We start from the raw sequence: 24,193 nt of genomic DNA, 5'->3' as shown, positions 1-24,193 counted from the left end.
CTCTCAGCCGCGCCTCGGCGGGCGGATGCCGCGGAACTCCCAGTCGCCGCCCAGCGCCGTGGACAGCACCTCCTCCGACTCCGTCGGCTGCGCGCCCACGTCGTCGCGGACGGGTGTGGGGCCGGTGACGATGTGGTTGGTGAGCCTGCCCAGCCCCTCCACCTCGACCTCGACCACGTCACCGGGCCGTACCGGCCGTGAGTTGGCCGGGGTGCCGGACAGCAGCACATCGCCCGGGTACAGGGTGATGGTGCGGGCGATGTCGGCGACGAGGTAGTGCATGTCCCACTCCATCTCGTCGGTCGAGCCGTCCTGCACCACCTCCCCGTTGACGTACGTGCGCAGGTACTTGCCGTGGAAGTCCCAGTCGGTGACCAGGCCGGGGCCGAGCGGGCAGAGGGTGTCCGAGCCCTTGACCCGAAGCATCGAGCCCGCGTCGGTGTCACGGAAGTCGTGCAGGCCGTAGTCGTTGGCCACGGTGTAGCCCGCGATGTGGTCGCCGGCCCGCGCCGGGGAGATGTTGCGCGCGGTCCGGCCGATGACGATGGCGACCTCGCCCTCGTAGTTGAGCCACTTGCAGCCCTCGGGGCGCACGATGGCGCCCTTGTGGGAGTTGAGCGAGGAGGTCGGCTTGTGGAAGTAGGTCGGGGTCGGCGCCAGGTCGATCCCGAACTCCTCCACCCGGCTGCGATGGTTGAGGTGCACGGCGACGATCTTGGACGGGACCACGGGGGGAAGGTGCCGGGCCTCGTCGGCCTTGACGAGCCGGCCGTCCCCCGCGAGGAGCTCGTCGCCCTCGCGGACGACCTCGACGACGGCGCCGTCCAGCAGGATGCGGCGGTACTCAGGCATGGGAGAACTCCTGTTCAGTGCGTCTGTGCGGTGCTTCGGGGCGCGGTCCAGCCGCCGGCCGGGCGGTCGAACCAGATGTGCACCTGACCGGTGCCGATCGAGTTCTCGTACTCGCTGTACTGGCGGCCGGGTGCCGTGCAGGCCCCCTCGCCGAGCGCCCCCGCCATCATCAGATAGTGGAAGAAGCGGGCCTCGGGCTTGTGCTTCCAGAACTCCGGCATGGTGCGCAGGACTTCGTCGTGGCGGCCCTGTGCAAACCAGGCGATGCGCTCGTTGTCGGCCGCCCGCGCCTCGGGGGTGAAGATGTGGACGGGGTCGCTCGCCTCGTGGTCACGCAGCTCGCGCAGCGGCCAGAAGGTGTGCGACAGGGCCCCGGAGGCGATCAGCAGCACCCTGCGGCCCTCGGTGGCCGCGATGCCGTCGGCGAGCGCCCGGCCGAGGCGCAGGTGGTCCTCCATGTCGCCGCTCTGGCAGACGCCGATGGTGATCCAGCGTTTGCCGGGCAGGCCCTCGCCGAGGTACTTCCACAGATTGACGGTGGCGTAGTAGATCGGCAGGTACTCGTCATCGATCGCGGTGATCCAGGTGCCGTGCTTGTCGGCGAACCTCGCGATGTTGCGGGCGAGTTCGGGGTCGCCGGGGAAGTCGTACGGCATCCGGCACATTCCGCGCGGCAGTTCCTCGGAGGTGAACAGCCCGGCGCGGCGCTGCTGTGCGGTGACCACGAACTCGACGGTGGTGGCCCAGTGGGAGTCCAGGACGACCACGGTGTCGTAGTCGTCGCGTGCGAACACCTCCTCACGCAGCCGGTTGAGGCCGGTGACGAGGGTGATCTCCTTGCCGTTGTTGAGCCTGAGGCGTTCGGCCTCGGGGAGGACGATGGTGGGCACGTGCGCGAGCAGGCCCGCGCCGACGATCTCACCCATGGTCGCGCCATCCCTTCGGGGCCGTCACGGCGTTCTTCACGTCGCAGTAGAAGTCGAAGCTCCAGGTGCCGCCCTCGCGGCCGATGCCGGAGTGGCGGGAGCCTCCGAAGGGCGCCCGAAGGTCCCTGACGAAGAAGCAGTTGACCCACACCGTCCCCGCCACGAGCCGCGCGCGCACACGCTCGGCACGCTCGGAGTCGCCGGTGGCCAGGGTCGCGGCGAGACCGAAGCGCGTGCCGTTGGCGAGGGCGACCGCCTCGTCCTCGGTGTCGAAGGTCTGCAGGGTCAGGACGGGGCCGAAGACCTCCTCCTGGACGATCTCCCAGTCCTGCTCGACCCCGGTGAGGAGAGTGGGGCGGTAGTAGAGCCCGCCGAGTTCGGTGTCGGGTCCGCCGCCGACGACCGCCTGGGCCCCGGCGCCGAGGGCACGCTCGACGAAGCCGTGGATCTTCTCCAGCTGGCGGGGGTGGATGTTCGGGCCGATGTCGGTGCCGTCGGCGCGGGGGTCGCCCTGGGTGAGGGCGGCCGCCCTGCGGGTGAAGCGGCGGGTGAACTCCTCGGCGACCGAGGCCTCGACCAGGATCCTGGTCGCCGCGAGGCAGACCTGTCCGGCGTTGTCGTACTGCTCGACCGCCAGATCGACCGCGAGGTCGAGGTCGGCGTCCGCGAAGACCAGAAGGGGTGATTTGCCGCCGAGTTCCAGGCTGACCGGGGTGAGGTTCGCGGCGGCCGCCGCGGCGATGTGCCGCGCGGTCGGCACGGACCCGGTGAAGCTGATCCGCCGGACGTCCGGGTGCGAGACGAGGGCGTTGCCCGCCTCGGCCCCGTACCCCTGGACGACATTGAGCACTCCGGCCGGCAGTCCCGCCTCGGCGGCGATGTCGGCGAGCAATGACGCGGTCAGCGGGGACCACTCGGCGGGCTTGAGGACGACGGTGTTGCCTGCCGCCAGCGCCGGGGCGACCTTCCAGGTGGCCAGCATCAGCGGCGCGTTCCAGGGGGTGATCAGCACACAGGGGCCTGCCGGGTCCCACGAGACGTGGTTGGTGTGGCCGCGGGTGTCGAAGTCCTCGTGCTCGAGCTTCAGCAGCCAGTCGGCGAAGAAGCGGAAGTTGTGCGCCACGCGCGGCATCACGCCCCGCCGGTGCGAGCGCAGGAGCGCGCCGTTGTCATGGGTCTCGACGATCGCCAGGTCCTCGACGCGCTTCTCGACACCGTCGGCGATGGCGTGCAGGATCCGGGCCCGCTCGGTACGCGGTGTCGCCGCCCACGCGGGGAAGGCCTCCCGCGCCGCCGCCACGGCCGCATCGGCCTCGTCGGTGCCGCCGCGTGCGACCTCCGCCAGCGTCCGTCCGTCGATCGGCGACACATCGGTGAACGTCTGTGCGGACGGCACGCGTTCGCCGCCGATCCAGTGCCGGGTGTCGACCGCGACCCCGGCGACCACGGCCGCCGTCGGGGCGGTGGGGGGCTGTTCTGGCATGTCAGGGTCTCCAAGGGTGTGCCGGTCGGGTGGGGTGAGCTCGGCGGGCGCCGGGGAGAGCCGCGGCCGATGCCCTGCTGGGCCGTCGGAACGGCGCGGGCGAGGCGTCATCCGTCCGCCCCGTCCACGGACCCGGCCCCCTCGACCGCCCCCTCGACCGCCCGGTCGACCGCCGAGGTGCCCGACGCCAGGAGCGTGCCGCCGTCCCAGGTCACCCCCACCTGGCGGTAGTACGCGCCGATGGGCTCGTGGATCTCCAGGCGGGCGAGCTCCTCGGTGGGGGCCTCGAAGAGTTCGAGGTCGGCGTCCGCGGCCCACGGCGGGCCGCCCTCGAACGAGGCGGCTCCCGACTCGATGAGCTCGTCGAGTGCCAGGCCCTTGCCCTTCTCGATGGAGGGAAGCCAGCGGTGGTGGGCCATGGGGTGCCCGTTGACGAAGCCATTGCTCTCGGAGGGCTCGCGCAGCGTGACCACCGCCTGGGCCAGCCTCCGGTCGGCGGCGGCCAGGCTCACGCCGAAGCGGGCCCCGGCCTCGATGCGCGGCGCCGGGCCGTAGGGGTGAGGGCGGGTCATATGGATGGAGCCGAGCTTCTTCGGGTAGCCCTGGTGCAGGCCGCGGGCGATGGCGAAGTCCTTGTCGACCCAGATGTAGACGCACCGCGAGTACGTCCGCCCCCGGTACGAGCAGCGCACGACGGCGAAGGCCTCCTTGTACTGGGAGCGCACCGGGTCGAGGAGTTCGCCGCCCGTGTCGGAGCAGGACTGCCAGTCGGCCCAGATGAGCGCCACCGCGCCCGGGTCCTCCTCGGCGAGCCCGAGCGGCTCGGGCAGGAGTTCGCGCACCCGCGCCGGGTCGGTGCGGTACTCGACGGTCACGAGGTCGCCGGAGTAGTGCCACGGGGGCGAGGGGATGAGCGACGCGTCACCCGTCGCCGTCTTGGGGTGGAAGTAGCCGCGGACGCTGGTCACGTTTCTTCTCCTGGTTGCGCGGTGAGGGCCGGCTGCCGGAGCAGTTCGGCGCGGTGGCGGGCGGCGGCTGCCGCGGCGGACGGGCCCCCGAGGGCGACGACGCCGACGAGCCGGCCGCCGCTGTGGTAGCCGACCAGGACGTCACCGGCGGGGTCGCCGTCCAGGACCCTGGCGTCGGCGGTGCCGAGGACCGGTGCGCCGAACGACTGGACGCGGTACTCGTACTGGTCGCTCCAGAAGGAGGGCAGCGGGGCGAACGGCGCGGGGACCGGGGCCGCCCCGGTGAGTGCGGCGACGAGGGTCCTCGCCGCGTGCCTGGCGGTGTCACCGGGGATCGACCAGTGCTCGACGCGGCGCGGCACATCGTCGTAGCGGGCGTTCGGAAAGCGGGCGACATCGCCGACCGCGACAACGTACGGCAGCCCGCCGACCCGCAGAGCGCTGTCGCAGAGCACTCCGTCGGACAGGTCGAGGCCATTGCCCTCGAGCCACTCGGTGTTGGAGACCGTACCGACCGCCTCCACCACCACATCGGCGGGCAGTACGGCGCCGCCGGTGAGCACGACGCCCGTGACCCGGTCCTCGCCCGAGTACGCGGCCACGCCCTGCCCCAGGGCGAACCGCACACCCCGTGCCTCGTGCCGCTCGCGCAGCGCGCGAGCGAGAAGCTCTCCGAGCGGGCGCAGCATGGGCAGCGGCTCGGGGTCGACGACGGTGACCTCGGTGACACCGAGGCCGATGGCGGTGGCGGCCACCTCGCAGCCGATGAAGCCCGCGCCGACGACCACCACCCGTACGCCCGGCCGGGTCAGGGCCGCGCTCAGCTCCTCGGCGTCGGAGAGGGTGCGCACGGTGTACCGCCCGACGACGGGGCCCTCGCAGCGCAGCCGTCGCGGACGCGTCCCGGTGGCGACGACCAGGCCGTCGAAGGGCAGCCGCTCGCCGCCCTCGAGCTCGACGAGGCGGCCGGCCGGGCGGGCGCGGGTCACGGCGGTGCCAAGGCGCCACTCCACGTCGGCCGCCGCGGCCCTGGGCCGGAAGGCCAGCGACTCGAACGAGGTCTTCCCGGCCAGTGCCTCCTTCGACAGGGGCGGCCGGTTGTACGGCATATGGGGCTCGTCGCCGACGACGGTGATCCGCCCCTTCCAGCCCGCGGCCCGCAGATGCTCGGCGGCCCGCAGGCCGCCGAGCGAGGCGCCGGCGATCACGATGCGTCCGGGCATGCCTCAGTCCTCGATCGCTATCGCCTGCAGCGGGCAGACGTCCGCGGCGTCCTCGACCTGCTCGCGCAGCGAGTCGTCCGGCTCACCGACGAACACCAGGTGTGCGCCCTCGTCGAGCTGGAAGACCTCGGGGGCGGCGAAGACGCACTGTCCGTGGTCCTGGCACTTGTTCATGTCGACGACGACCTTCATGGCGGTCCTCCCGAGGCTGCGCCCCACTAGTCGTTTGATTCCAAACAACATAGGCAGGAGGCCGGGCGTGGTCAATAGCTATCCACATGGATAAAAATTGAGGGCAACCCCTTGCGGAGGGCTGGGCGCGTCCCTACTGTTTGGGATCAAATGAATTCGGGGCGCCCAGCCCCGAGGCCGCCACCCGTTCCCGCCCGCCTGAGGAGACCCGGTGAGCGCTCAAGAACAGCCTCAGCTCCAGCAGCACATCGACCGTCTCACCGCCCAGGGCATCGACGTCGTGCGGGTCGGCTACCCCGATCTCATCGGCAGCGACCGAGGCCGTGACATCCTGCTCGGCCATCTGCCGGCCGCGTGCCGGCACGGCCTGGCGTTCTGCCGGGCCATCTACCACACCACCCCGGCCGGCGGCGTCGTGCCCATCACCGGCGGGCTCGACGCCGGACTGCCCGACATCGCCGTACGCCCCGACCTCGACACCCTGACCCCCATCCCCTGGGAGCCCGGAGTCGCCTGGTGCCTCGGCGACACGACCGACCCCGTCACCGGAGCCCCCTGCCCCGAGTCACCGCGCGACATGCTCCGCTCCGTGCTCGCCCGCTATGCCGAGCACGACCTACGACCGGTCGTCGGACCGGAGTTGGAGTACTTCCTGTGCGAGCAGGCCCCGGGCACCGCCACCGGATGGCGCCGCTCCAGCGAGGTCAGCGGCGCCGTCTACACCACCGGCCTGCGCGCCGACCCCGGCAACCACCTGCTGCGCACCATGCGGCAGCTGCACGACCTCGGCGTCGGCGTGGTCTCGGGCAACCACGAGTTCGACGGCGGCCAGTTCGAGATCAACCTGACCCACTCCGAGGCCCTGAACGCGGCGGACCGCGCCTTCCTCTTCAAGGCCGCCGTCAAGGAACTGGCCCGCAAGGAGGGCAAGCTCGCCACCTTCATGGCCAAGCCCTTCAACGACGCGGGCGGTTCCGGCTTCCACGTCCACTTCTCCTGCGAGAACGTCCGGGGGGAGAACACCTTCGGCGACCCGGCCGCCCCCTTCGGCCTCTCGGACACCGCCCGGCACGCCGTCGCCGGCATGCTCGCGCACGCACCGGCGCTCGCGGCCCTGCTCAACCCCACTGTCAACTCCTACAAGCGCTTCGGACCGGGCACCCTCGCCCCCTGGCTCGTCGACTGGGGCCTGGACAACCGCAGCGCCATGGTCCGCGTGCCTCCCGAGCGCGGCTCCGGCGCCCGGATGGAGCTTCGGCTCGGCGACGCAGGCGCCAACCCCTACCTGGCCGTCGCCGCCATCGCCGCCGCGGCGCTGCTCGGCATCCAGGAGGCAAAGGAGCCACCCCCGCCGCTGGAGGGCTACGGCTACGACCCGGAGAGATCGCCCGTCCTGCCCATGAGCCTGACCGCCGCGCTCGACGCGCTGGAGGCGGACGAGGCCCTGACCGACGTCCTCGGCAAGGAGTTCACCGCCTCCTTCCTGACCTACAAGCGCGACGAGGCCGAACGCTTCGAGCGCCATGTCACCGACTGGGAGTTCGCCGAGTACTCCTACCACCTCTGACCGCCGCCGGCGCCACCAGGAGCACCCGTGACGAACACCCTGCCCGACGATTACGCCATGCCGCTGGAGGAGGTGGACCTCGCCGACAACGACAACTTCCTCGACGGCGTCACACCCTGGCGGATGTTCCACACCCTCCGCCACGAGGACCCGGTCCACTGGCAGCCCGAACCCTCCCCCAACCAGGGCTTCTGGGCCGTCACCCGGCACGAGGACATCGTCCGGGTCGACCGCGACCCGCAGACCTTCACCTCCTCCAGATTCGTCAACCTCGAGGAGCTGGACGACAGCCAGATCGCGATCCGCGCCTCCATGCTGGAGCGCGACGGCCTGCGCCACCGGGCGCTGCGCCAGATGCTGCAGAAGCAGTTCACGCCCCGCGCCGTCGCCGAGTACGGAGCCTTCCTGCGCGGCCTGACCGCGAAGACGCTCGACGCCGCCCTTCCCAAGGGCCGCTTCGACTTCGTCAAGGAGGTCTCCGCGGACTTCCCCATCAATGTCCTCGCCCGGATGCTCGACGTCCCCGAGGAGGACACCCAGCAGCTCATCGACTGGGGCAACCGCATCATCGGCAACACCGACCCCGACTACGCGGATGTGCTGCTGCACAGCGAGGAGAGCGAGCGGTACCGCGATCTGCCCTTCCGCAGCCCCGCCTCCCTCGAGGTCTTCGACTACGGCCGCCGCCTCGCCGCCGAGCGCCGGGGCGGCGATGGCACCGACCTGGTGAGCAGGCTCGTCAACCAGACCCCGGCCGACGGCGTACCGCTGTCCCCCGCCGACTTCGACAACTACTTCCTCCTCCTCGTGGTCGCCGGGAACGAGACCACCCGGCACACCATCACGCACTCCATGCTGGCGCTCATCCAGCATCCCGAGCAGCTGGCGAGGTTGAGGGAGGATCCGGCACTCATACCCAAGGCCGTCGAGGAGTTCCTGCGCTGGGCCTCCCCCGTCTACCACTTCCGGCGTACGGCGACCCGCGATGTCGAACTCGGGGGCAAGCAGATCAAGGAGGGCGACAAGGTCGTCCTGTGGTTCGCCTCCGGCAACCGCGACGAGAAGGTCTTCGGCAACCCGTACGACTTCGACGTCACCCGGCGCGACAACGACCATGTCACCTTCGGCAAGGGCAGCCCGCACTTCTGCCTGGGCAACTCCCTGGCGCGCCTGGAGATCCAGATCATGTTCGAGGAACTGCTGCCCCGCGTCCGGGACATCCGCCTCACCGGGGACGTGCCGCGGGTGCGCTCCAACTTCGTCAACGGCATCAAGGAGCTGCCGGTGGAGGTCGGCCTCGCCTGACGGCGCCACTTCGAACCGGCGATCGACACACTGCCCGTGACCGGCCACCCTCGAGGATCGTTGTCCGAGCACCCGTCCGAACGCCCTCATCGAGGAGGCATCCTGTCCGCCATGCCCAACCCCCTGAGTCAGTGGCTGCGCCGCCCCAAGCCCGTCGAGCCGGCGGTGTCCGACAGCGAACGGGAGCTGTTCGGCGGCCCACTGCGCTACGACATGGGGTGGAACGACCACGAGTACGCCTCACTCGACCTCACCATGGCCTCGGCGATCCGGTCCTTACCCCAGCTGGTCTCCAGCACGGTGCGGCTGGCCTGGAACGCCGACCGGCACGCCCTGGTCACCGTGGGGGCCGCCGAGATCGGCCAGGGCGTCACCGGAGCGCTGAACCTCCTGGCCGTCAACGCCGCCCTCCAGGCGATCCTGGCGGGCGGTGGCGCGGCCGCGCGGCTGCACGCCGCACTGCCCGCCCTGATCGCGGCCTCGGTGATCGCGGTGATCGGTGCCGTCCTGGCGTCGAGGTCGACCGCCGCGGCCGGACGCCTGGAGCCCAAGGTCGAGCGGCTGGCGACCGAGCGATACCTGGAAGGGGCCGTGCGGGTCGAACTGGAGGCCGTCGAGGACGGCGACTTCCGGCGCCTGATCGACATCGCGCAGTACGGCTCGAGCTCGGCCCGCAGGATGATCGGCGCCTGCGTGGCAGCAGTCAACGGCATCCTGGCCCTGGTCGCCGCCGCCGGTGTCCTGACGGTCCTTCATCCGGTGCTCCTGCCGATGCTCGTCCTGATCGCGGCGCCGCGCGGATGGGGGGCGATGCGGGTGGCGCAGCGCCGGTACGTCTCGATGATGCAGTGGGTCGAACACGTGCGGGCCGGACGGCTGCTGGGCAGCATGCTCACCTCCCGCACCGCCGCGCCGGAGGTAAGGGTCCACGGGGCGGGTCCGTATGTGCTGCGGCACTACCGGCAGATGGCCGAGACCGCCGAGGCCGAGCAGACTCGCCTGGCGCGGCAGAAGGCCGCCACCGAGCTGCTGGCGGCGGCGATGTCCGGGGTGGCGGCGCTGGCCACCTACGCTGCACTCGGCGGGCTGATCCTGACCGGGCACATGGAGCTGGCGGTCGCCGGCACGGCCGTGCTGGCCATCCGCTCCGGTTCGGGGAGCCTCGGAGCCCTGGTGATGAACATCAACGATCTGCACGAGGAGTCGCTGTACGTCCGCGACCTCGACCGCTTCCTCGACGAGGCCCGGCACCGAGCGATCCCCGACAGCGGCCTGGACCTGCCCGCCCGTCCCTCGGTGGTGGCCCTGGAGCAGGTCACCTTCCGCTATCCCGACCGCGCCACTGCCGCCGTCGAGGACGTGTCGCTGTCCATCCCCACCGGACAGGTCGTCGCCCTGGTCGGCGAGAACGGCTCCGGCAAGTCCACCCTGGCCAAGTTGCTGGCCGGCCTGTACCTGCCGGACAAGGGCCGGATCCGGTGGGACGGTGTGGACCTCGCCCACGCCGACCGCGGCCAGGTCTTCGACCACGTCAGCCTGCTGACGCAGGACTTCGAGCACTGGCCGTTCACCGCGGCGGCCAACATCCGCGTGGGCAGGCCCTCCCGCCCGGCCGGGCCGGACGAACTCCACCGGGCCGCCGCGTACTCCGGCGCGGACGAGGTGATCGCCGACCTGCCCCACGGGATGGAGACCCTGCTGGCCCGGATGTTCCGCGGCGCGTCCGAGCTGTCGGGTGGTCAGTGGCAGAAGATCGGGCTGGCCCGAACGCGCTACCGCCATGCGACCGTGGTCATCGTCGACGAGCCCACCTCCGCCCTCGACCCGGCGGCGGAGATCGCCTGTTTCGAGAAGATCCGCGCGCTGGCCGAGCCGGGGCGCGCGGTCGTGCTCGTCACTCACCGCATGGCCGCGGTCCGGCGCGCCGACGCCATCTACGTCCTGCACCACGGCCGTCTCGTCGAGCACGGCACCCATGACGAGCTCGTGGCCAGGGGCGGCCGCTATGCCTCGATGTACCGGATGCAGGCCGACCAGTACGCGACCCGCCCGGCCGATGCCGCGAATGTGATTCCCCGGCCTGTCTCGCCCGAGGAGCGCGCCACCGGCCTCCAGCCAGCCCGCGAGCCGGAGGCCTGAGCGGCACGCTTGTTGCCGGTTGTTGCCGCCGGTCCCGTTGCGCCCCTGCAACGCCGCCTCGACCCACGAGAATCGGATCACCCGCCGCCGCGCCCATGGCGGTACGGCCCGAACAAGGCAGCCGCGTCTCGCGGCTGCCTTCCTCACCAGCCTGATCGGAGAGCTTTGTGGGTGAGCTGCGTCCCCTCGGAGCGGGGTTGACCAACGAGAGCAGAGCCTTCGCGGAGGCCCTGCGGCAGTTGTTCGCGGGCCTGGAGGTCTCGGTGCGGCGCTACGCCGCACGCCGCTACCGGGACGCCGGGACCCTCTCGCGCTATCTGAGCGGGACGAGGATCCCGCCCTGGGAGTTCGTCGTCGACCTGTTCCAGGACGTGGCCGAGCACCACCGCGCCGCCCCCACACCGCAGGCCATGAGTCTGATGCGGGAACTCCACCGGGCGGCGGTGCAGACCGGTGGCTCGGCCTCCCACGCGATGGACCTCCTGCAGACGCAGCTGGCACAGGCCGACCGAGAGGCCCGGCGGTCCACCGTGCAGGAGGAGGCCCTCAGCGAGGTCCTGCTCGACCGCAAGCACCGCATCGCCGACCTCCAGGTGCGGCTGAACCGGATGGAGGCCGCCTGGGCCGACGGGCAGCGCAGCGCCGACGCCGTGGAACTGCATCTCAAGGACCGCGAGCAGCTCACCCAGGAGCGGGACATGCTGCTGTCCGAGGTGCAGCGGCTCACCGAGGAGCTGGAGGTCGCACGGCAGCGGGCGCTGCTCGCCGAGTCCCGGTGCGAGCTGCTGGAGCGGCAGCTCGCCACGGTGGAGGAACAGCAGAGCACGGTGCGGCGGGCCGGTGAACCGGAGCCGGGTCCCCGACCGGACTCGGGCGCGGCGCCCGCGATGGTGCCCGAGCCGGCCGCCGTGGCGGACGTTCCGGCGCCGCACCGGTTACGGGCGCCGGCCGGACCGCAGCCCAGGATCCTCATCGTCGACGACCAGCCCAACAATCTGCTCGCCCTCTCCGAGGTGCTCTCCGCACTGCACTACGAGATCGTGGCGGCCACGTCCGGCACCGAGGCACTCAAGGCGCTGCTGGAGCAGGACGACTTCGCCGTGATCCTGCTGGATGTGCAGATGCCCGACATGGACGGCTACGAGACCGCCGCGCACATCAAGCGCCGCGCCCGCACCAGGCACATCCCGATCATCTTCCTCACCGCCATGGGCAGCGACTCGGAGCACGCCACCCGCGGCTATGCCGCCGGGGCCGTCGACTACATCGCCAAGCCGTTCGACCCCTGGGCGCTGCGGGCCAAGGTCTCCGTCTTCACCGAGATGTTCATCGAGCGCGTCAGCTACGGCCAGCGGGAGGAGGCCGACGCGCCACGCGGCACGGCTGACAAGCCGCCGATCGAGCAGGAGCTCGACCAGTAGCCAAGGATCACGTGAAGGGCTTACCGAAACGCCTCCTTTCCGCAGGGCCGGGGGCCGGATACCCGCGGCCTCCCGCTGACCGAAAGCTTTCGTCGAGCGCGCCGAAGCCTTTTGCGACAGCCCTGGTGATGGGTTGTCAAGTGGTAGTGGCCATTGGTCACATGGCTTCGGCGGTTCGACCGACTCGGCTCGGCACGCCACTCCAGGCTTCGCACGCCACCCGGAATACAGCACCTCACCGCCCCCATGGACCGGGGGCGGTTCAACCCATGGGAGTCCCGACCTTGAACGGCGCAGATACCGCGTTCGTCCTGATCAGTGCCGCGCTCGTCATGCTGATGACACCCGGCCTGGCATTCTTCTACGGCGGCATGGTGCGCGTGAAGAGCGCGCTGAGCATGCTCATGATGTCCTTTGTCTCGCTCGGCATCGTCAGCGTGCTGTGGGTGCTCTATGGATACTCGCTCGCCTTCGGTGACGACATCGGCGGCGGCCTGCTGGGCGACTTCGACCACATCGGCCTCAAGGGCATCGGTGTCGAGACGCTGTCCGGCGGAAAGGAAGGCATTCCCGTATTCGCCTTCGCGCTCTTCCAGCTGATGTTCGCCGTCATCACTCCCGCACTGATGAGCGGGGCGCTGGCGGACCGGGTGAAATTCAGCGCCTGGGCGCTGTTCATCACCCTGTGGGTCACGCTCGTCTACTTCCCGGTGGCGCACTGGGTGTGGCAGGCGGACGGCTGGCTGTTCAAGCTCGAGGTCATCGACTTCGCGGGCGGCACGGCGGTCCACATCAACGCCGGTATCGGCGCGCTCGCCGCCGTCCTGGTGGTGGGCAAGCGGATCGGATTCACGCAGGAGCCGATGCGGCCCCACAGCCTGCCCCTGGTGATGCTGGGCGCCGGTCTGCTCTGGTTCGGCTGGTTCGGGTTCAACGCGGGATCCGCCCTCGCGGCGAACGGCACGGCCGCCAACATGGCTCTGAACACCCAGGTGGCCGCAGGCGCCGCGATGCTCGGCTGGCTGGCGTACGAGCGGATCCGGCACGGGGCGTTCACCACGCTCGGCGCGGCCTCCGGCGCGGTGGCCGGTCTGGTCGCCATCACTCCGTCGGGTGCCCATGTCAACGCGTTCGGCGCGCTCGTCATCGGCGTTGCCGCCGGTGGTGTGTGCTCGTGGGCGGTCAGCCTCAAGTACAAGCTGGGCTACGACGACTCACTGGACGTCGTCGGCGTCCACCTCGTCGGCGGTGTCATCGGCACCCTGCTCGTCGGCGTGCTCGCCACCGGGGGCAGGGCGGGGCTGGACCAGCTGGGCAGGCAGGCGGTCGGCGCCTTCTCGGTGATGGCGTTCTCCTTCGTCGTCTCCTGGCTTCTCGCCAAGCTCGTCGACGGCACCGTGGGCTTCCGGGCCAGCGAGGACGACGAGACCGCCGGGGTCGACCAGGCCTTCCACGCCGAGACCGCCTATGACTTCAGCGCGCTGGGCGGCTCCCCGGCGGGCCTTCACGCCGTACCCTCCCCGGGCCCGGGCGACGCCGGAACGGCCGCGCCCGAGCACACGATGGTGGACGCGTAGAGCGTGACGCGGAGCCGCCGCGGTCGGACGCGGCGGCTCCTGGCGCTCGCGCTGCGCCCGGGTGGTGATCCCGCTCAGGGGAGCGTCCGGCGGCCGCGCCGCAGAAAGTCCCGTTCGGCGGCGTTGCCGGTGCGGGCGATGGCCTCCTCGTACGCGAGCGCCGCGTCCGCGTCGCGGCCGAGCCGCCGGAGCAGGTCGGCGCGGACGGCGTGGAAGAGGTAGTAGCCGCCGAGGTCGAGCCCGTCGACGAGGGTGAGCGCCGCCTCCGGTCCGTCGACCTCGGCCACCGCGACCGCGCGGTTGAGCGCCACCACGGGAGTCGGGGCCACCGAGAGGAGCTGGTCGTAGAGCCGTAGGACCTGCCGCCAGTCCGTGGCGGCCGCGGTCGGCGCGTCGCTGTGGACGGCATTGATCGCGGCCTGGATCTGATACGGGCCGGGCCGGTCGCGCCGTAGGCATCCGCGGACGATGGCCTGGCCCTCGGCGATGAGGCCTCGGTCCCAGAGGCCGCGGTCCTGGCCGGCCAGGAGGACCAGTTCACCGTCCGGAGTGGTGCGGGCGGCCCGACGCGACTCGACGAGCAGCATGAGCGCGAGCAGTCCCATGGCCTCCGGCTCGTCGGGCATGAGCTCCACCAGGAGCCGTCCCAGGCGGATGGCCTCGGCACACAGGTCCTCGCGGACCAGCCGGTCGCCCGAGCTCGCCGCGTAGCCCTCGTTGAAGATGAGGTAGACAACGGCCAGCACGGCCCGCAGGCGCTCCGGGAGATCCGCCTCTTTCGGGACACGGTAGGGGATCCGGGCGTCGCGGATCTTTCCCTTCGCCCTGACCAGCCGCTGCGCCATCGTCGGCTCGGGCACCAGGAAGGCGTGCGCGATCTCGGCGGTGGTGAGTCCTCCCAGGAGCCGGAGCGTGAGAGCGACCTGGACCCGGGGAGCGAGCGCCGGGTGGCAGCAGGTGAAGATCAGGCGCAACCGGTCGTCGCGCACGGCGCCCTCCTCGCCGGGTTCCGCGGGTGCGTACAGCAGGGCGGCCTGGGCGTGCCGGTCCTCGCGGGACGCTTCCCGGCGCAGGCGGTCGATCGCGCGGTTGCGGGCGGTGGTGATGATCCAGCCGGCCGGACTCGGCGGCAGTCCCGTGCCGGGCCAGCGCCGCACCGCCTCGGTGAAGGCGTCCTGGACCGCTTCCTCGGCGACACCGATGTCACCGATGTCGCGGACCAGGACGGCCACCGCGCGCCCGTACTCCTCACGGAACACGCGCTCGACCTCCGAGGCGGGGACACCGGACACGTGGTTGTCAGCCCTCGATCCCGGTCGTCGTCCTCAGTCCTCGGCTTCGCCCTGGAACGGACGTACTTCGATCGGGAGGGTGGTCGCCGCGGCGGCCTTGCGGCCCCATTCGAGCGCGGAGTCGAGATCCGTGACCTTGATGATCACACATCCTCCGATGTGCTCCTTGCCCTCGGCGAACGGGCCGTCGGAGGTGAGCACCTCACCGTCCTGGACCCGCACGACCGTGGCAGTGCTCGGAGGGTGCAGTCCGCCGTTGAAGACCCAGGCCCCGGCGGCCCTGAGCTCCTCGTCGAAGGCCCGGACGTCCCGCATCACCTTGTCCAGGACCTCCGGCGGGGGAGGATCGCCCGCGGGCTGAATCACGCTGAGCAGGTAGTTCTTCATCTGTGATCTTCCTTTGGCGTCGCCGCCGACTCCGTGCCGGCGTCTCACCCTCCATACGAACAGCTTGCCTCCGGATCGACAGGGGCCGCGGTCGCGCCACGAGATTTTCCATTTGCGCGTTGCGCGCGCCCCCGGTGACGGGACAGGGGTGGACAGGCGTCTGCCCTGGCGGGCCCGTCGGGCCTACTCGCCGCCCAGCAGGACGGCGTCGTGGCCGTCGCCTTTGATGTGGCGGGCGGGATTGACCCCGTCGGCCATGGCGCTCAGCGTCCAGGCCATCTCCCGGGTGCCCTCGTGCTTGACGTAGCCGGGGTTGACCCCGAGGCGGAAGGCTCCGGGAACCGGCTTGCCGTCGTCCGTGAACGGCAGCACATCCAGCGGGGAGGGTCCGGCGGCGGGGTAGACCACGCAGTCCGACAGCACCGCCAGCGGATACCGTCCGAAGGCCGCCATCTTGCGCATCTTGCGGTGCATGTTCACGCGCGCGGCGGCGATCAGCGCCGCACGGATGTCCGGCCGCCACGTCGGGCGTTCGAGGGCGGGCCAGCGTTCACCGGGCCGGTAGCGGGCCCCTTGCGGGCGCTCCCGCAGCTTGCCCACACCGCCCTTGACCGTGGCCTTGATCGCCGACAGCAGCGCCGCACCGGCCGGGTCGTCCTTGTGCGTCTCCATGGCGTGCAGGAACGCGCCCGGGTCCAGTTCGGGCGTGACGCCCAGATCGGCCATGGTGTCCATGTAGGCATCTCGCAGCCGTGTGTACCAGGGGTCCAGATAGGGGCTGGGCTCCGGACGCAGCCAGGCCTGGAGCGGCGCGACGGTGGCACCGAGTTCGAGCGCGTAGGCCACGGTCGGCGTGGCGTACCAGCCGGGCCCCGCGGGTGCCTCCCCGGTGGGGGTGAAGGGGCTGGGCAGCCGCGGGTCGAGGTCGATGCCGGACAGGTCCACCTGCCAGCAGCCCGGGATCTTCTTGTCGAACACCGGCCGGTCGATGTGCTCGGCCGGACCGGTGCCGACGGTGAGGCGGTTGGCGGCGGCGAGGAACGCCGTCATCACATCCACCCCGACCGCGTACGGCAGCCGCCGCTCGGCCTCGTCCACCAGCTCCAACGGGCGCGCCCAGTCGTAGGCCTCCTCGACCAGGACGTCGGCGGCGGCCCGCGTCCGGGCGATCGGGTGCTCCTCCGGGGCCTCCGGCGGGGCGGGGTCGACAGGTTCGGTCAGGGAGCCGGGCACCGGCCCGGAGACCCACACGCCCGCCTCGTCCTTGACGGCACGGGTGGGAGGCCGCAGGGCCGTCATCAGCTCCAGGCCGTTCACCGCCGTCGACCCGCGCGGGGTGATGACCCGGGCGGTGAAGGTGCCCAGCAGCGCGGCCAGCTCCGGGGCGGGCAGATCGGCGGCGTCACCCCAGGCGCGGGGTTCCAGAGCGCCCCAGGGCAGGACGGCGAGTTGCACACAGCGGCGTGCGCCACCGGTGGCCGGCTGGTACAGGCGGGCCCAAGGGCCGAAGCCCCGCCGGGTGAGCTTCCAGCCCGCCTTGGTGATCTGCCGGACGCACTTGTGGTCCCCGGGCAGGCGCAGGGTCCGCCGGTCCTCGAGGCCAGGAGGGAGGCCGAGGCGTTCGGTCGCGGCGGCGGTGAGGACGACGAGGGCGTCGCTGTCCTTGCCGTGGCGGTGCAGGCGGGGGGTCCCCAGGCGGGCGGTGTCGAGCGCCCAGGCCGCCAGGGCGGAAAGGGACTTGGCGGGCACGGGCAGGACGCGGCCGTCGGCCAGGTGGGCGATCAGGGCGCCGTCGCCGCCGCGGTCGAGCACGGCGAGGGGACCGCCCGGGAAGAGGGTGTCGGCGGCCGAGGCCGCGGCGGAGAGCCGGGGGCGTCGGGCCGGGGCGGAGGCGGCGGCGCGGCGGGGGCGGGCCGGGGACGGCGGTCCGGGCGACGCAGGGGGCTTGGCGGCGGGGACGGCGGAGGCGGCCGCCGCGCCGCCTCCGGTGGTCTCCGGACCCTGCGCGGTCCCCTGCTCCCAGCAGCGGGGCACACCCAGCGCGGCCAGCGCCGACGGGTAGGCGTGCTGAGGCTGTCCGTCGACCACCGAAGTGGTCGGCCTGCCACAGCGCACGCAGGGCACCGCGCGCGGCTCGCGCTCGGGGTCGTGCCCCCGCTCGGGGTCGTGCCCCCGCTCCGGTTCACGCTCGTTGTCCCGGTCGCCGGCGGCCCGCTCGCCTGGGGCCCGGTCCTGCCGCGGCGCTGCCGGGGCGGGCGCGGGAGCCGCAGGTGCGGCCGTGTCCGGCGCGGACGGAGCCGGGTGGCGTTCGGCCAGGCCCGCCAGCAGCCGGGCGTATGCCTGGCGTTGCGGAGGCCGCGGCTCGATCAGCCCGGACTCCCAGGCCCATACCGCCTCTGGCGTGACCTTCAACGCGGCGGCGACCTGGTCGTGGGTCAGCCGTCCGGCCTCCCGCAGACGGGCCCGCTCGCCGGGGGGCGGCAGGGCGTCGGCGGGCTGCGCCAGCAGGGCGTCAACCGCGTCGAACAGTTCCGACATGCCTGTCTCCTCTCGGGTCGGGTGGCCGGTCAGGCGTCGACGACGGACTCGGTGCCGCGGACGATCGTGGCACGGCGGGCGGGGGGCAGGCAGGTGACGGCGTTGGTGGGCCCGGCGAGCAGGTCGGCCACGCTCATGCCGTAGTGCGCGGCGAGCCGGTCCACATCCGCCAGGCTCCACAGCGCCTTGCCCGTCTGCTTCCGGCTGACCTGGGCCTGGCTGAGTCCGATCCCCGCGGCCAGGTCGGCCTGGTGCTCCCCGGTGTGACGCATCAGGGCGGCCACGCTGAGGCGCAGGAGTTCTTCCGTCGAAAGCGTCACGGGGGTCACCCTAGCCACTTCATGCGCATTGCGCATGGGACGTGCGGGATGCGCATGCGGCGATGAGCCGAAGCTCAGGAGTTGTCACCTGCGGAGCCGAGTGAGCTGGCAAAGTGAAACCGTCGAAGCACTCTGGTTGTCACCAGCAAGGCATTCGACTTGTCACATGCGCTCATTCAGCACTCTTTTCTGTCACCAGAGACGAAGATCGGGAGCCGGTGGCTTTCCGCCGCGCTTCCATGAGGTCATGGCCGCTACACGTGCTGGGGCGGGAAGGGGAGTCGAAGCCGCTGACACCGGGTCCGTATGGTCGCATCAGTGCAGCTGGGAGGACCTTTTCCCCTCCACCGCGCGGTAGAGGTCGCCCGCTCCATCCAAGAGCAGTTGCGCAACCGGCAGCGGCGCGGCGAGTAACCCACGCTGGGCACCGGGCCGGCTTGGGCCGTCCTGCCCCGGTCACGGGCCGCGTTGGTGTGGGGCGTACCGGCCCCGGAGCCGCGGCCTCGAACAGTTCGCGTCGCGTTCTCCGGTGTCCTGCCCCGGGATCTTGTCGCTGGTCTGTGTAATGAGTCGAAGCAGGTCAGGGACCCCACACGGCGTGTGGTGTCCCCCGCAAAACCGAAGCAACTCGTGTCTCATACACCGGCCCTGACCGAATATGCCCCTGGCCCATGTCGGACGAGGGCGGAAGTATCCACGGTGTCGTTAGAACGTCCACGAGACAGGGATGACCCATGTTTGCTCGTACCTCACGCATCGCGATCGCCACGGCAGCCACCATGCTCACCCTGGGTGCAGCCGTTGCCACCGCGAGCGCCGCGCCCGCCCCTGCGAGGAACTGCGTGCTCAACATCGATTCAGGCAGCAAGCAGTGCTACAGCACGTTCCGCGAGGCCATCGCTTCCTCCCCCAACGGACGCATCACCGATGCGCCGCTGTCGGGGAAGCACATCGACAAGAAGCTGGCCGACCGCCTCACGGGGTCATCGGCCACCGCAGGGGCGCAGGCCGTGCAGCTCGGCGTCGTCTACACGGACTCGAACTACGGCGGCTCCACCCTTGTCTTAACCGGCGAGCACGCCTGCCTGAGCGGCAACGGCCGCGACGCCCAGACCAATCTCGACGGCACCTTCAACAACTCCGTCAGCTCGCTGACCACGCTGTCCTGCTGGCTGGAGCTGTGGGATGCCCCCGACACCTCCGGTGTCCACCAGGAGTACCAGCAGTCGACCTCGTACGTCGGGGACGCGATGAACGACCGGGCGAGCTCGATTGCCCTGCTGTAGCCGCTGACACACCGTGGCGCCCCGCCCGCCGGTTCTGGGGCGGGGCGCCGCTGCCTACGTGCCGACCGCCCCGAGTTCCGACAGTCTCGTGACAACCTACCTGCCTCGGTGACAACCAACGTGCTTCGGCTCAGGCGAGCAACCGCCGCCCCAGTGCGCTGGTCGCTCAGCCGAAGTCGAACTCGACGTAGTCGATCCCCGTGAACTCCACGACGAGGCCGTCCGCGCGGCGGCCGCCGTCCTTGAAGTACACCTCCTGCAGGCCCTCGGCGACAATGCCCTCGAGATCGCGCTCGGCCGCGCCGGTGCTGCGAGCCTCGAACAGCCGGGCGGCGTACTCCCCCGGCAGCCGCTGGGTGACCAGCCGAAGCCTCGGGTCGTCCGTGGAGCCCACTGCGGAGGCGAAGCCGAACTGGGCACGGGCCTCGACGGTGATCCCGGTCTCGGCCGCGCGCTTCTCGGCCCGTTTGCGCACTCTCGGCTGCCAGCGGCGGCGGACCTCCGCCTCGATCCTCTCCGCGATCGGCCGCGGCGGCCGCTTGCGCTCCCCCGTGAGATACCGCTCGACGCTGCGCTGGGAGACCCCGAGCAACCGCGCCACGGCACGGGTGCTGCCGTCGTACTGCTGGACCAGGAACCGCACCCGGGCGGCGGTCGACTTCGGCGGCTGCCGGGTCACGACATGCTGCGCGGCCCGCTCCAGCCCCTCGTCGATCTTCCCCACGGGGCACCTCCCTGCCTCACACGTTTCGGGTAGTCACCAACCTACCGCCGACAGCGGACATCCGGCCGCCAGGGCATGCACGCCTCGCTCCTGTGAAGACGGCGAGCGATGGTGTCATCCAGAAGCACGCGCGGCCCAGGGGCCGCGCGGCGGCGCGCAGCGCCGCCGCCCTTGAGGAAGTAGATGTAAGTGCGACAGCTCGTCCCTCCGGGCTCTGTCCGGGCTCAGGGCGTTGCACGGTTCGATTCCCGGACTCGCCAGTTCCTCTCGGACGAGCGGGCTTCGACCGGCGGTGTCTCCTGGATGAGTAGGTAAAGGTTCTCGTAGTAGATCTGCCACCGTTGAGGGTCCGCGCCCGTGGGCGCGTACGTCGCTCGCTGAGCCTCCACGAAGGGCCGCAGCTTCTCCCAAGTCAAGATCACTGATCCGCCGAGATAGCCGGAAACTGGACGGAGATCGACAATGTCGTGAGCCACGAGCACACCCAAGTTGTCATAAACCACGCAAGTTCACGGACGAGTGCCTGCTTCTCCTTGGGTAATGACGCCAACCCGCTGGATGGGTCGTAACTGGGCAGTTCTTTGTAGACGAACTCGCGTGCCTCTGCCATACGCTCGCCGCGGTGCTCACGGAAGAGGTCAACGAGAACTGATATGGAGTTCGCGTGCCGGGATAGCTGTCGCTGTCTGTAGGACGTGTAGAGGGCGACGATGAGCGCAATGACTGATAAGGCCAGCGCCGCAATGTTCATGAAAGCCTCCTGGGTACATGCTCGGGAGGGCGCCCGGAGTCTGTCTAGCTGGGCACGGCTCCTTGCTGGTTCGTCGCTCTGGTGGCGGTGATCCGGTAGGGGAGTTGAGCGGTCCACGCCGAACAGTTCCTCGGCCTGGTCCAGTTCCAGCAGCGGGCCCGTCGTCTCGTCGGTCTGGGTGCGGTAGATCGTCGCCTTCTCGATCTGGGCCCACTGGTCGGCGGGGAGCTGGCAGCGGCTGCCGGACTTGCTGACGGTGCGTGCCAGCGTGGCGGCCGGACTGGCGGGGGTTCCTCGCACGAACGATCCCTTGCCGTGGATGACGTCGATCAGCCCGTGTGTGCGCAGTGCCTCGACCGCCTTGCGGACGGTGGGCCTCGACACCTTGTAGCGCTCGATCAGCTGGGCTTCGGACGGCAGTAGCGACCCCGGAGGGTGTTCGCCGGTGACCATGCCCTCTCGGATGGCGTCGGCCACCTGCTTGTACAGCGGTTCCGCTCACCGATGCTCTGATACCGCCGCGTCCGGTCGGCATGCTGGCCGCACTCGTCGGGGCCCTGGAATGCGGCTCGGCGTGGATCATCGACCTGATGCGGGTGCCGCACTGGCTGATCGTCGGTGCAACCCGCTCGGGCAAGTCCAACCTCCTGAGCACCCTGGTGCGCCAACTCGCCCCACAGCCGGTGGCGCTGGTCCTCGTATATCACCCGGTGGACGGTCGCGCGCCCCTCAGCGACGGGCGTGAGGACGTCCAGGCCATGGGATTCGAGGCGGTCGCGGTGGAACGCCTGCTCCATGGTGAAGGCGGTGCCCAGCAGTCCGATGCGGCGCAGGCCCGGCGCGCGCACGGCGTCCGCCACGGCATCGGCCAGATGCACCAGCGGGATCCCCACCGAGGCGGAGACCTGATCGGCGACCTTGTGCATCGTGTTGGCGCAGATCAGCACCATGTCCGCACCCGCCGACTCCAGCGCCTTGGCAGCCGTGGCCAACACCTCGCCGGCTTCCTCCCAGCGCCCTTCCACCTGCAACCGCTCGATCTCCGCGAAGTCGACGGAGTACAGCACCCACTTCACCGAGTGGAGACCGCCCAGCCGCTCGCGTGTCAGCTGGTTGAGCACGCGGTGGTACTCCGCCGTCGACTCCCAGCTCATCCCACCGAGCAGCCCGATCGTCCGCATCGGCCCGCTGTCGCACACCCGCCCGAACCACCCCCGGGAATTTCGGGCAGCCCAGGGGCACAGGTTCGGCGGCTGTCGGAGCTGCCACTGCCATTCCGCCCCTGGTCAGTTCACTGGCCAGCCGTTGTGGAGTTCCACCGCGCCGGCGCCCGCGGCGCGTACGTCGAGGCAGCTGAGCACTCGCGGCACCAAGCGCTCGTAGAGCAGGCCCTCCAGGCCCTGGGGTTCGACCAGGCGCCACTGGGCGAGTTCGTGCGGAGGCAGGCGGATCGCCGCGATCTGCTCGGCGGACAGGGTGCCGCCGTCGTAGACGTGGACCACCTCCGCCAGGTGGGGTGGACCGGTGAGCCAGTCCACCGCCAGCAGCCGGCCCACCGGCTCCGCCTCCAGGCCGAGTTCCTCGCGCACTTCGCGCCGCGCGGCCTGCCGAGGGGTCTCCGCCAGGTCGCTGTCCACGGCGCCTCCCGGCAGCAGCCACCCGTCGCCGCGCAGGTAGGTGGGCTGGACGACGAGCACCCGGCCGTCCGCGTCGGTGAACAGCACACAGGCGGCGGCCAGTGCCTTGGGCCGCACCGCGAGATAGTCGGCCGGGCTCAGGACTCGCTGCCGCTCGAGCTCCGAACGGCGAGCGGCGGTCACCCCTGCGGGGGAACCGATCTGGGGCACCCCTTCGGTCAACTGAGCGATACTGCCGGTGGCCAGGGCCCCCAAAGCGGCCACGACCCGCAGGCCCAGGCGTTCGGGCAGGCAGTCGACGGCTTCCTTCGGTGGCATCCAGTGCGCCGCGACGATCTCGCCGTCCGGGAAGTGGATGCCCTGGATCTGCTCGCTGGTGAGCGGGCCCACCGAGAACACATGCACGTCAAGCGCACGGGCGCGCCTGCCCGCCGGTGCCGAGTCCACGGCGAGCAGCCGCCCGACGGGCACATCGTCCAGGCCCAGTTCCTCGGAGATCTCCCGGGCCGCGCCCTGCTGCGGCGACTCGTCAGCGAGCACCATCCCGCCCGGCAGCTCCAGATTCTCCTTGTAGGAGGTCTTGAGCACCAGGACGCGGCCCTGCTCGTCGGTGATCAGAGCGGTCGCGGCGGCCATGGGGGCCGGAAGCGTCGCGTAGTGGTCAGGCGGCTCGGCGACCGGCGACCGGCCGTCCAGCAAGTGCGCGGTGTGCGCTCCGCGCTCGGCATCGAGTGCCGCCCGCACGCGTCGGCGCAGGCCCGGTGGCAGCAACTCCAGGGCCTCCTGCGGCGGGAAGAACGCGGCGTCCCGCAACTCGTCCTCCCGGAGCACCCATTCGGCGGCGGTGACCGGCTCCCGGGTGCGGGCGGCGTAGACGAACGCGATGAGCGACCGTCCGTGGGCGCGCCTGGGCAGGTTGTCCACGCACAGCAGTCGGCCGACCGTGATGTGGAGGCCGAGCTCCTCGAGGACTTCACGGCGCAGGCCCTCGACGATCTCCTCGTCCTCGAGCATTCCTCCGGGCAGGTCCCAGCCCTCCTTGTAGACCGGGTCCACGAGCAGGACGCGGCCCCGCTCGTCGTGGATGAGCGCGTCGACGGCGGCGAGGGGCGCTGGATGGCGGGCGAGGCGGTCAGTGAGGTCGTTGTCCATGTCCCTGCCCGTGACGGGCCGCCCATCGGCGGCGAAGTCGCTCATGGTCCGACGATGGCGGAGTCCACGGCTGTAGGGCAACGCCTCCCGCCGCGTGACCCTGGACAGGAACGAAACCGAGGACCGCGCGGCCGGGGCCGTAGCGCACCCGAACGGGTGACACGGCCATGCCCGCTGCCGCAGCGGCTCCGGGCGTGTCGGGAGCACAGCGGCACCGACTCGACCGGTGCCCATGCGCTGCCCGGACCGCTCACAAATGGTGGCCCGCTCGACATCGCCTTATGGTGGTCATCGGCTGCCGCTACCGCCCATCCGGCCCCTCACCAGGCAATACCCGCACCTGTCCGCCTCCTCCCCCAACCGCTCGCCCCGGCACCCGAACCGGCACTGCGTACGGCGGAGGCAGCCACTTCCCCAACTACGCCACCTCACCCGTGCGGCCCGGCCTCCGGG

19 protein-coding genes and 2 pseudogenes are annotated in these 24,193 nt (G+C 71.2%); 7 read left to right on the top strand and 14 right to left on the bottom strand.

Annotated features, from left to right (window positions below; genetic code table 11):
• Positions 1 to 3: 3 nt before the first annotated feature.
• The 6 genes from IEY86_RS17385 to IEY86_RS17360 all read right to left on the bottom strand — a co-directional run bounded on the left by IEY86_RS17385 (position 4) and on the right by IEY86_RS17360 (position 5,644).
• Positions 4 to 852, bottom strand: a complete 849-nt coding sequence (locus IEY86_RS17385; RefSeq protein ID WP_189132623.1) for a fumarylacetoacetate hydrolase family protein — start codon at positions 850 to 852, stop codon at positions 4 to 6.
• Between the two features lie 14 nt (positions 853 to 866).
• Positions 867 to 1,778, bottom strand: coding sequence for a 3,4-dihydroxyphenylacetate 2,3-dioxygenase (locus tag IEY86_RS17380; protein WP_189132622.1), 912 nt, complete (start codon positions 1,776 to 1,778; stop codon positions 867 to 869).
• Positions 1,771 to 3,261, bottom strand: a complete 1,491-nt coding sequence (locus IEY86_RS17375; RefSeq protein ID WP_189132621.1) for an aldehyde dehydrogenase — start codon at positions 3,259 to 3,261, stop codon at positions 1,771 to 1,773. Before IEY86_RS17375 ends, IEY86_RS17380 begins: the two co-directional genes overlap by 8 nt.
• Before the next feature lie 107 nt (positions 3,262 to 3,368).
• Positions 3,369 to 4,229 carry an acetoacetate decarboxylase family protein gene (locus tag IEY86_RS17370; RefSeq protein ID WP_189132620.1) on the bottom strand — a complete coding sequence of 287 codons (861 nt, stop codon included), beginning with the start codon at positions 4,227 to 4,229 and terminating at the stop codon, positions 3,369 to 3,371.
• The gene (locus IEY86_RS17365; protein WP_189132619.1) at positions 4,226 to 5,452 is read right to left on the bottom strand and encodes an NAD(P)/FAD-dependent oxidoreductase; all 1,227 of its coding nucleotides are present in this window, start codon (positions 5,450 to 5,452) and stop codon (positions 4,226 to 4,228) included. The genes IEY86_RS17370 and IEY86_RS17365 overlap by 4 nt, the downstream gene beginning before the upstream one ends.
• 3 nt (positions 5,453 to 5,455) lie before the next feature.
• Entirely contained in the window at positions 5,456 to 5,644 is a 189-nt protein-coding gene (locus IEY86_RS17360; protein ID WP_189132618.1) for a ferredoxin, read from the bottom strand.
• 211 nt (positions 5,645 to 5,855) lie between these two features.
• Here IEY86_RS17360 and IEY86_RS17355 point away from each other — a divergent pair, with 211 nt between their 5' ends.
• The 5 genes from IEY86_RS17355 to IEY86_RS17335 all read left to right on the top strand — a co-directional run bounded on the left by IEY86_RS17355 (position 5,856) and on the right by IEY86_RS17335 (position 13,653).
• Complete coding sequence (locus tag IEY86_RS17355) at positions 5,856 to 7,211, top strand: glutamine synthetase family protein (protein WP_189132617.1); 1,356 nt, start codon at positions 5,856 to 5,858, stop codon at positions 7,209 to 7,211.
• Between the two features lie 57 nt (positions 7,212 to 7,268).
• Entirely contained in the window at positions 7,269 to 8,516 is a 1,248-nt protein-coding gene (locus IEY86_RS17350; protein ID WP_189132739.1) for a cytochrome P450, read from the top strand.
• 111 nt (positions 8,517 to 8,627) lie between these two features.
• Positions 8,628 to 10,655 carry an ABC transporter ATP-binding protein gene (locus tag IEY86_RS17345; RefSeq protein ID WP_189132616.1) on the top strand — a complete coding sequence of 676 codons (2,028 nt, stop codon included), beginning with the start codon at positions 8,628 to 8,630 and terminating at the stop codon, positions 10,653 to 10,655.
• A gap of 167 nt (positions 10,656 to 10,822) precedes the next feature.
• Positions 10,823 to 12,076, top strand: coding sequence for a response regulator (locus IEY86_RS17340; RefSeq protein WP_189132615.1), 1,254 nt, complete (start codon positions 10,823 to 10,825; stop codon positions 12,074 to 12,076).
• A 284-nt stretch (positions 12,077 to 12,360) separates the two neighbouring features.
• A complete protein-coding gene (locus tag IEY86_RS17335; protein WP_189132614.1) occupies positions 12,361 to 13,653 on the top strand; it encodes an ammonium transporter in 1,293 nt (430 codons plus the stop codon).
• A 74-nt stretch (positions 13,654 to 13,727) separates the two neighbouring features.
• Here the strand turns inward: IEY86_RS17335 and IEY86_RS17330 are convergent, their stop codons facing one another.
• The 4 genes from IEY86_RS17330 to IEY86_RS17315 all read right to left on the bottom strand — a co-directional run bounded on the left by IEY86_RS17330 (position 13,728) and on the right by IEY86_RS17315 (position 18,190).
• On the bottom strand, positions 13,728 to 14,945 hold the full coding sequence (locus tag IEY86_RS17330; protein ID WP_189132613.1) for an RNA polymerase sigma factor: 1,218 nt from the start codon (positions 14,943 to 14,945) through the stop codon (positions 13,728 to 13,730).
• Positions 14,946 to 14,978: 33 nt separating this feature from the next.
• Complete coding sequence (locus IEY86_RS17325; protein ID WP_189132612.1) at positions 14,979 to 15,332, bottom strand: YciI family protein; 354 nt, start codon at positions 15,330 to 15,332, stop codon at positions 14,979 to 14,981.
• Positions 15,333 to 15,515: 183 nt separating this feature from the next.
• Positions 15,516 to 17,870 (bottom strand): telomere-associated protein Tap, encoded by a 2,355-nt coding sequence (gene tap / locus IEY86_RS17320; protein ID WP_189132611.1) that lies wholly within the window; start codon positions 17,868 to 17,870, stop codon positions 15,516 to 15,518.
• A gap of 29 nt (positions 17,871 to 17,899) precedes the next feature.
• Positions 17,900 to 18,190 (bottom strand): helix-turn-helix domain-containing protein, encoded by a 291-nt coding sequence (locus IEY86_RS17315; RefSeq protein WP_229698515.1) that lies wholly within the window; start codon positions 18,188 to 18,190, stop codon positions 17,900 to 17,902.
• Between the two features lie 734 nt (positions 18,191 to 18,924).
• Between IEY86_RS17315 and IEY86_RS17310 the strand changes: the two genes are divergently transcribed.
• Positions 18,925 to 19,476: a hypothetical protein gene (locus tag IEY86_RS17310; protein WP_189132609.1), complete on the top strand. Its 552-nt coding sequence runs from the start codon at positions 18,925 to 18,927 to the stop codon at positions 19,474 to 19,476.
• Between the two features lie 166 nt (positions 19,477 to 19,642).
• On the opposite strand, the gene tpg is transcribed toward IEY86_RS17310, so the two are convergent.
• Together tpg and IEY86_RS17300 are read right to left on the bottom strand one after the other, a co-directional pair.
• Positions 19,643 to 20,200, bottom strand: a complete 558-nt coding sequence (tpg, locus tag IEY86_RS17305; RefSeq protein ID WP_189132608.1) for a telomere-protecting terminal protein Tpg — start codon at positions 20,198 to 20,200, stop codon at positions 19,643 to 19,645.
• Between the two features lie 418 nt (positions 20,201 to 20,618).
• Entirely contained in the window at positions 20,619 to 21,404 is a 786-nt protein-coding gene (locus tag IEY86_RS17300; protein ID WP_189132607.1) for a GntR family transcriptional regulator, read from the bottom strand.
• 80 nt (positions 21,405 to 21,484) lie between these two features.
• Between IEY86_RS17300 and IEY86_RS37840 the strand changes: the two are divergent.
• A pseudogene (locus IEY86_RS37840) lies at positions 21,485 to 21,580 on the top strand (FtsK/SpoIIIE domain-containing protein); the annotation flags it as partial.
• A gap of 63 nt (positions 21,581 to 21,643) precedes the next feature.
• On the opposite strand, the pseudogene IEY86_RS17295 reads toward IEY86_RS37840, so the two are convergent.
• A pseudogene (locus tag IEY86_RS17295) lies at positions 21,644 to 22,132 on the bottom strand (aspartate/glutamate racemase family protein); the annotation flags it as partial.
• Positions 22,133 to 22,237: 105 nt separating this feature from the next.
• On the bottom strand, positions 22,238 to 23,785 hold the full coding sequence (locus IEY86_RS37835; RefSeq protein ID WP_308425148.1) for an NUDIX domain-containing protein: 1,548 nt from the start codon (positions 23,783 to 23,785) through the stop codon (positions 22,238 to 22,240).
• Positions 23,786 to 24,193 lie beyond the last annotated feature (408 nt).

The organism is Wenjunlia tyrosinilytica (assembly GCF_014646055.1).
Taxonomy (GTDB): domain Bacteria; phylum Actinomycetota; class Actinomycetes; order Streptomycetales; family Streptomycetaceae; genus Wenjunlia; species Wenjunlia tyrosinilytica.
This window is presented reverse-complemented; position numbering and strand designations above follow the sequence as displayed.

Bases quoted from the DNA above. Each gene is read 5' to 3' on its own strand.
- IEY86_RS17350 (WP_189132739.1), top strand. From the start codon at position 7,269: ATGCCGCTGGAGGAGGTGGACCTCGCCGACAACGACAACTTCCTCGAC.
- IEY86_RS17375 (WP_189132621.1), bottom strand. From the start codon at position 3,261: ATGCCAGAACAGCCCCCCACCGCCCCGACGGCGGCCGTGGTCGCCGGG.
- IEY86_RS17365 (WP_189132619.1), bottom strand. From the start codon at position 5,452: ATGCCCGGACGCATCGTGATCGCCGGCGCCTCGCTCGGCGGCCTGCGG.
- IEY86_RS17310 (WP_189132609.1), top strand. From the start codon at position 18,925: ATGTTTGCTCGTACCTCACGCATCGCGATCGCCACGGCAGCCACCATG.
- IEY86_RS17380 (WP_189132622.1), bottom strand. From the start codon at position 1,778: ATGGGTGAGATCGTCGGCGCGGGCCTGCTCGCGCACGTGCCCACCATC.
- IEY86_RS37835 (WP_308425148.1), bottom strand. From the start codon at position 23,785: ATGAGCGACTTCGCCGCCGATGGGCGGCCCGTCACGGGCAGGGACATG.
- IEY86_RS17325 (WP_189132612.1), bottom strand. From the start codon at position 15,332: ATGAAGAACTACCTGCTCAGCGTGATTCAGCCCGCGGGCGATCCTCCC.
- tap (WP_189132611.1), bottom strand. From the start codon at position 17,870: ATGTCGGAACTGTTCGACGCGGTTGACGCCCTGCTGGCGCAGCCCGCC.
- IEY86_RS17345 (WP_189132616.1), top strand. From the start codon at position 8,628: ATGCCCAACCCCCTGAGTCAGTGGCTGCGCCGCCCCAAGCCCGTCGAG.
- IEY86_RS17385 (WP_189132623.1), bottom strand. From the start codon at position 852: ATGCCTGAGTACCGCCGCATCCTGCTGGACGGCGCCGTCGTCGAGGTC.
- IEY86_RS17360 (WP_189132618.1), bottom strand. From the start codon at position 5,644: ATGAAGGTCGTCGTCGACATGAACAAGTGCCAGGACCACGGACAGTGC.
- IEY86_RS17300 (WP_189132607.1), bottom strand. From the start codon at position 21,404: ATGGTCACCGGCGAACACCCTCCGGGGTCGCTACTGCCGTCCGAAGCC.